This is a genomic window from Streptococcus sp. CL8.13, assembly GCF_049737895.1.
In genome coordinates, this window is sequence record NZ_JBKOTT010000041.1 from 1 (window position 1) to 7314 (window position 7314).

Consider the following 7314-nt stretch of genomic DNA (forward strand, 5'->3'; position numbering starts at 1 on the left):
TCGTTTGATATCTTGTTTAGTATTTTAGCATAGGCAAAAGTACTTGTCAAGAAAAAATCCAATATTTTCTGAAAATTTCTTCAGTAGAGAATATTTTGCTAATTGAAAGTTCTTGAAAATTCTTGAAATGTTTCATTTTTTAATAGTTAAATTCCAGCTTGTTTCTATCAATTCCAGTACTTCTTCATCTGATAAAGTATCATCAAGGGACACACTAATCCAGTAGCGTTTGTTCATATGAAAGGCTGAATAAATTCCCTTTTTTGAAAGTAAGTCAGCTACTTGGTCATGTTTGAGGTTGACTGCTTCCACCTGTCCTTCTCTGCCCTTTTCCAGCTTATCCCAAGAGATTTTCATCAAGACGGCATACCACTTTTTATTGCCTTCGTGTCTTAACACTGCCGTATCAGGCGATTTCTCCCACAAATACTCCAACTGATTACCATACTGTTCCTGAACTTGAGTCATGATTCGCTTGGTCTGAGGACAGATAAAATCCTGCACATCAAAACAAGCCTTACGAATATGGTAAAGAGTCTCCAGACAAGCTTCACGGACATTTCCGACAAAACTTCCTGTCATACTTTCCATATGAACTTGAGGATAGAGGTCACCAGTCTCCTGGTCAAAGACTTGAAAACTCACATTATCAGTAGTGATGGACACAGTCATGACAAAGTCATCCTGCAAAATTTGGCAACTATAGGTCCACACTCCACCATTTTCTACAAAACCATAATCATAAGCCTTTTCTTGATTCAACTGATAGGATTTAAAAATTTCAAACATAAGTGAAAACTGCTACCCAAAGCTAGCAGTTCCTTTCTATTTTTTAAAAGACAACCTTGGTTCCATGCATTTGTATCACACCTAGCTGGTCGATAAAGGTTTGACGGTTGTCCAAGTCAATCCCCCCACCTGGTAGAATTTCAATTTTACCTTTAGCATGTTCCAAAATTCTGTGATAGTGAGCAAAACGTTTCTCTAGTGAATCTCCAGACACACCAGCACGAGTTAGGATACGAGTAACTCCAGCTTGACTAAGCCAGTCAATAGCTTCCAGTTGATCATCGTCACTCAATTCATCAAAGGCCATGTGAAAGACAATTTCCATCCCTTTTGATGCCGCAATTAACTTTTCAAGATTAGGCTTATCCAACTTCTTCTCACCAGTTAAAGCCCCAAATACAACTCCTTGACTTCCAGCCTGAGCAGCCAACCGAATGTCTTCTAGCATAATTGCAATTTCTAGTTCATTATAGACAAAGTCGCCACCACGTGGACGAATCATGGTCATGATGGTCGTATCGTAGTTAGCTGCCAATTCAACCGCTGCCTTGTTCACTCCATAGCTGGGCGTTGTTCCACCAACTGCTAGATTGTCACAGAGTTCGATTCGACGAGCTCCAGCCTGCATCGCTTTTTCAAGCAAGGTCACATTTTCAGCACAAAATTCGTAAATCATTTGATTCTCCTTGAGTATTACTTTAAATTTATTATATCATATTGTTGTGAATATACTTTCGTTTTTATCAAGGGAAATAACTACTATTTTAACTATTCTTTGTCTGGAATGACCTTGAAGAGATAATAAGTGATAAAGATGGTCAAGGCTCCTAGACCGATTTTGACTGGTAAAAGAGGGGCAAAATAAATGGAAATTCCCATCAAGATGTAGATAGATACGATGATTTTTTTCTTACGTTCACGGGCAATAGACTTAGTCTCGCGAAAATCAGCTACATATGCTTGATAGAGCTTGGTATGATACAACCAATCTTCGAAACGCTTGGAACTTCTTGAAAAACAAGCAATAGACAACAAAAGAAAAGGCGTTGTAGGCAACAAGGGTAAAACAACCCCAATAATAGCCAAGGCCAGTGATAAAAAACCAATGATCAAATAGATAAAACGCATAACTTCTCCTAGTTAAAATAATCTTCTTCTAGTTTCGCATATAATGATGAATTTTGTCAAGTTCTAACCAAAAAGAGCCTGAAATCCACTTTCAGGACTCTCCTCTTATTTAATCTTTTCTTCTTCGTAATCACCATTACTGCAAACAACCTGCTTGCCACCACCACGGACTTTTTTCTCCATGAGGAAGTTTCCACATTTTGGACAGTCACGACCAACAGGTTTGTCCCAAGAGGTAAATTCACATTCTGGGTAGCGATTGCAACCATAGAAAAGGCGATTACGTTTGGTTTTACGTTCAATGATTTGTCCCTGATGACAGCTTGGACACTCAACACCAATCTCTTTCACGATTGCTTGGGTATGACGGCAATCTGGGAAATTGCTACAAGCGTAGAACTTCCCAAAACGACCAAGTTTAATAACCATTGGACTGCCACACACTTCACAGTCAAATCCAGCTGGTTCATCCTTGATTTGGATTTTCTCCATTTCTTCTTCAGCCTTGGCCACTTCTTTAGAAAATGGTTTGTAAAAGGCATCAATGACACGTTGCCACTGCTCTTTTCCAACTTCGACGTCATCCAGCTTGCCTTCCATTTCAGCTGTAAAGGTCACATTTACGATATCTGGGAAATATTCAACGATGAGCTTGTTAACAATTTCTCCCAACTCTGTCGGTTCAAAACGTTTGGCTACAAGGCGAACATAATAACGTTTCTGAATGGTTTCAATGGTTGGCGCGTAGGTTGACGGACGTCCAACTCCATTTTCCTCCAAGGTCTTGATAAGGGTCGCTTCAGAATAACGGGCAGGCGGTTGAGTAAAATGTTGCTCTGGTTTGCTATTCACCTGCTTAACCACATCTCCAACAGCCATATCTGGTAACATCTTATTCTTGTCAGAGTCATTGTAAATGGCAAGATAACCATCAAACTTAACCTGACTACCATTAGCAGCAAATTGAACTCCATTTTGAGACAATTTAACAGCCATGGTATCAAAGACAGCAGCTGTCATCTGACTCGCTACAAAACGATTCCAAATAAGAGTATAAAGCTTGAGCTGATCCTTATCCAGATACTTAGCAATACTTTCAGGTGTATTAAAGACACTAGACGGACGAATAGCCTCGTGGGCATCCTGAGCACCTGATGCATTTTTGACCTTGCTACCATGCTTAGAATACTTACTACCAAAACGGTCCGTAATGAAACTTGCTGCTTCATTTTGCGCTACAGGACTGATACGAGTCGAATCGGTACGCATATAGGTAATCAAACCTTGAACACCAGAACCGATATTAATTCCTTCATAGAGCTGTTGGGCAACCATCATGGTTTTTCGAGTACGGAAGTTAATTTTATTGGCAGCATCCATCTGCATAGATGAAGTGGTGTAGGGTAAAGGAGCATTGCGTTTGCGCTCTTTCTTATCTACCTGATCCACTGAAAAGTCTTTACTAGTCAGACGAGACAAGACTTCCTTGACCTCATCATTGCTAGTTAGTTTCAACTTTTTGCCATCTACTCCATAGAAGGAAGCCTGGAATTGCTTGGTTCCCTTTTTGAAGACACCATCAATTGTCCAATATTCTTCTGGCTGGAAGGCGTTGATTTCATTCTCACGATCAATGATTAACTTAAGCGCAATAGATTGAACTCGACCTGCTGATAAACCCTTCTTGACCTTCTTCCACAAAATAGGCGAAATAGAGTATCCTACCAAACGGTCTAGTACACGACGTGCCTGTTGGGCATCGACCAAGTCCATATCAATCTTGCGAGGTTCTTTAAACGCATTTTTGACAGCATCCTTGGTGATTTCATTGAAGACCACACGGTTGGCATCATTCTCATCTAAGTTGAGAATATGGGCCAAATGCCAAGAAATTGCTTCTCCTTCACGGTCCGGGTCACTCGCCAGAAAGACTTTATTAGCTTTTTTAGCTTCTTTTTTCAAGTCATTGATGAGAGGTCCTTTTCCTCGGATATTGATATATTGCGGTTCATAATTATTTTCAATATCAACGGACATACTGGATTTCTTCAAATCACGGATATGCCCGACACTGGCTAAAACCTTATAGTTTCTGCCGAGATATTTTTCAATCGTCTTGGCCTTAGCAGGCGACTCCACGATTACTAGATTTTTTTTAACTGTTGATTTTTTCTTTTTTGTTGCCGTAGCCACAGTATCACACCTTTTCAAAGTAATAAACTTTATAAAGTGTAAACCATTTTGCCATAACTGTCAAGACTTAGCTCCTATATATAGAAGAAAAGTTGGTTTAGAAAGAGAAATTTTGTCTTAAAATTCAAATTCCGCAAGAACATCTTGCCCGCTGGTGACCAATTTTGCCCCTTCTTGAATCAAATGATGGCAACCGTCTGATAGTCCATCTAAAATGCTACCAGGAATAGCAAAAACATCGCGCCCTTCTTCCATTGCCCTCTCACAGGTAATGAGACTACCTGAACGCATCTTAGCCTCTGCAACAATCACACCACGGCAAAGTCCAGCAATGATGCGATTACGAGCAGGAAAATGAAATTTCAGAGGTTGTTCACCAGGTCCATATTCACTTAGAACCAGATGGTCATTGCCGATGTAGTCTTGCAAGCGTTTATTAGCTTTAGGATAAAACACATCCAGTCCTGTCCCAATCACTGCAATGGTTTTTCCGCCATTCTGCAGAGCTGCCATATGGGCTGCTGTATCGATCCCCTTGGCTAATCCACTGACAATAACCAGTTCATTTTCCAAATCCTGAATGATTTTTTCAACTGACTTAGCTCCTTGTTTGCTACAAGCACGACTGCCCACAACCGCTACCTTAGGAAATTTCAAGAGGTCAAGATTTCCCTTGTAAAATAAAAGCACAGGTGCATCATATATTTCACTCAAATCCCAAGGGTAACAGTCATCTAAAATAGAGAAAGATGGAAATTTTTGAAATTCTTTCTCAAAATGCGAATCATCTATCTGAAAATAACGTTCCATAAAAACAGCTGGATTTCGGCAACCTGATATATCTGCAATATCACCCAATAAAAGTTCCTGATCAACATTTTCACCGTATTCTAGAACTGCCAAAATCTGTTGATTAGTCAAACCTGATTTTTTCAACTTATAGATTTCATAGTTTGTGATTTTCATAAATATCTCCATTTCTTTTTCTACTCATCTATTTATTCGTAAAAAAATCAAAAAAACATCCGACTATTTCAGCCAGATGTTATAATCTTTAATTTTCGTTTTTAAGAATTTCTTCTAATTTATGATAATCTTGGACACTATCAATCTCATAGATACTATTACCTTCTAATTCTTCGACATAGACATCTAGCTCTTTGATATTATCCTTAACCATATTGTCCCAGTAGAGATCAACAAATTCTCCACTTGCATAAGCTTTGTCGATAAAGCTGACAATCTTTTCTGCAGTTGGAGCATCCCAGAAGGATACACCGCTAAGGATGCGACCTGCTTTGCTATCAACAATAATGTCTTGAACCTTATAGTCATCTCCATAGACCAAGAACCATTCGTTGGTACAATCTTCACGATAGACACTAAAATAAGTCGAACGTGTCAAATCATTGCGGAACATATTTTTAAAGAGATAATTGTCGGCATCAATAACATAGCTGTTAGCCAATTCTTCTTTTACAAGATAGAGAGAGTAAAAGTTATTGTAATCAGCATATTTATCATTGAAAACGAGTCGAACTCCGTATTTCTCTTTCAAGTAATCAAATTGTTCTTTAAGATAACCAACAATGATAATGATATCATGGATTCCTTTTTCTTTGAGAAACTCAATTTGGTATTCAATCAGAGGTTTTTGATTAACCTGCACTAAGGCTTTAGGGGTATTTTCAGTCATAGGACGCAAGCGAGTTCCCAAGCCCGCTGCTAAGATGATGGCTTTCACACGAATCTCCTTTATTCTTTAATAATAATATAAACTCCAGCAATGACGACAAGTGACGTAATAATTGTCAGCATATCTAGCGGTGCACCCAAGAAAACAACTGCAAACAAGACAGTCCAAACTACATAGCTCACATTCAAGCCTGTAGCCTTGGCTGGTTGCAATCGATTGATAGCGATATAATAAGCCAAGTAGGAAATCATATCAAAAGCTGCAAAGACAATCATAAGACCTAGCAATTGTCCATTGGCCACTTCTGAAAATGATTGATGAGAAAAGAGCACAATCACAAGATAAGATAAGAATGAAGTCACTTGACGGATTAAGAGAGCTTCGATTTCACTTAATTCACTTTCCATAGCAAAGGAGCTTAGAACACTCTCACTTCCCCACGCAATAGCACAAACCAAAGCACAGAGAATCCCAATGTAGAAGGAATTGACCTGTTCAACCTTATAGGTCTGGGCAATAATCCCTGCAATAATCAAGACAATCCCAAACACAGTATTTTTTGAAATCTTGTGCTTCAAAAAGAAGAAAGCTAATAAAACTGAAACTGCAGGGTAGATAGCAGATACCGATGAAGCTAAGGAACTTCCAATATACTTAACTGCATAAAGATTGGCCTGCATACCGATAGGGCCTGCTAATAAGGCTCCGATGATAACACTAACATTGCGAATATTTAAGAAAATTGAGAGACGAACTTTCCCTTCTTTTATCAAAAGAAAAGCTAGTAAGATAAAGATACTCAAGAAATCGTGAGCAGCAGCCACCACAAAGGGCGACAAATCTGTAAAAATCGAAAAGATATAAGCACTAATCGTTAGACCTAACCCCCAGAAAATACCTGAGAGTAGACCAAAAGAAACTCCATTTTTAGTTTTCATCTGAACCTCCATAATATGACAAACCTTTAACAGCTCTTTGGTAACGACTTACACCATAGTCACCAAAATCTGCGCCTTGCTCTTCCTTATAGACAGTCCATAGACTCCAAATAACGTCTTGCAAAATTTTATAGATGGCAATCTTTTCACGAGAGACAGGTGTTTGCTCACTCTCATAGTGAGATAAGAAGGCTTCTTCCTCTTGACGAGTGAATTCAGACTCTAAAAAGAGGGCAGCCAAATCCCACATTGGATCATTCATTGATGAATATTCCCAGTCAATAAGATACAATCGTCCTTGAGGTGATTCGATAAAGTTTTCAGGCACCAAATCGATATGACAAGATTTTCTGTCAACACCTAAGTCAGCCAGTCTTTTCTCTAAGGAGAAGACTTCTTCTCGAACTGCTTCATAGTTGGCATAAGGAATTTTTTCTTCAATCAAGGATTCGTATTTTTTGATTTCTTCAAAAGGAGCAAATTCTCCTCTTAATTCCTTACCAGACGCATGAATGGTTTGTAAAATTGGAGCAATTTTATCAAATTTGGCCTTAATTGAAGTCGCATCAA

At 38.8% G+C, this 7314-nt stretch carries 8 protein-coding genes; all 8 read right to left on the bottom strand.

Annotated elements, in window-relative coordinates:
• Nucleotides 1–132: 132 nt before the first annotated feature.
• Entirely contained in the window at nucleotides 133–789 is a 657-nt protein-coding gene (locus tag ACLNCN_RS02325; RefSeq protein ID WP_424844539.1) for an MmcQ/YjbR family DNA-binding protein, read from the bottom strand.
• Between the two features lie 43 nt (nucleotides 790–832).
• Nucleotides 833–1465: a copper homeostasis protein CutC gene (locus ACLNCN_RS02330; protein WP_424844540.1), complete on the bottom strand. Its 633-nt coding sequence runs from the start codon at nucleotides 1463–1465 to the stop codon at nucleotides 833–835.
• A gap of 92 nt (nucleotides 1466–1557) precedes the next feature.
• Nucleotides 1558–1917 carry a YbaN family protein gene (locus tag ACLNCN_RS02335; RefSeq protein ID WP_020901447.1) on the bottom strand — a complete coding sequence of 120 codons (360 nt, stop codon included), beginning with the start codon at nucleotides 1915–1917 and terminating at the stop codon, nucleotides 1558–1560.
• 105 nt (nucleotides 1918–2022) lie between these two features.
• On the bottom strand, nucleotides 2023–4110 hold the full coding sequence (gene topA, locus ACLNCN_RS02340) for a type I DNA topoisomerase (RefSeq protein ID WP_164226201.1): 2088 nt from the start codon (nucleotides 4108–4110) through the stop codon (nucleotides 2023–2025).
• Between the two features lie 117 nt (nucleotides 4111–4227).
• Entirely contained in the window at nucleotides 4228–5076 is an 849-nt protein-coding gene (dprA, locus tag ACLNCN_RS02345; protein WP_424844541.1) for a DNA-processing protein DprA, read from the bottom strand.
• An 88-nt stretch (nucleotides 5077–5164) separates the two neighbouring features.
• On the bottom strand, nucleotides 5165–5854 hold the full coding sequence (locus ACLNCN_RS02350; RefSeq protein ID WP_020902399.1) for a CTP--phosphocholine cytidylyltransferase: 690 nt from the start codon (nucleotides 5852–5854) through the stop codon (nucleotides 5165–5167).
• 11 nt (nucleotides 5855–5865) lie between these two features.
• The gene (locus ACLNCN_RS02355; protein WP_203180420.1) at nucleotides 5866–6744 is read right to left on the bottom strand and encodes a DMT family transporter; all 879 of its coding nucleotides are present in this window, start codon (nucleotides 6742–6744) and stop codon (nucleotides 5866–5868) included.
• A partial coding sequence (locus ACLNCN_RS02360) for a phosphotransferase family protein (RefSeq protein WP_424844542.1) occupies nucleotides 6734–7314 on the bottom strand: 581 nt, incomplete at its 5' end. The genes ACLNCN_RS02355 and ACLNCN_RS02360, both read right to left, overlap by 11 nt.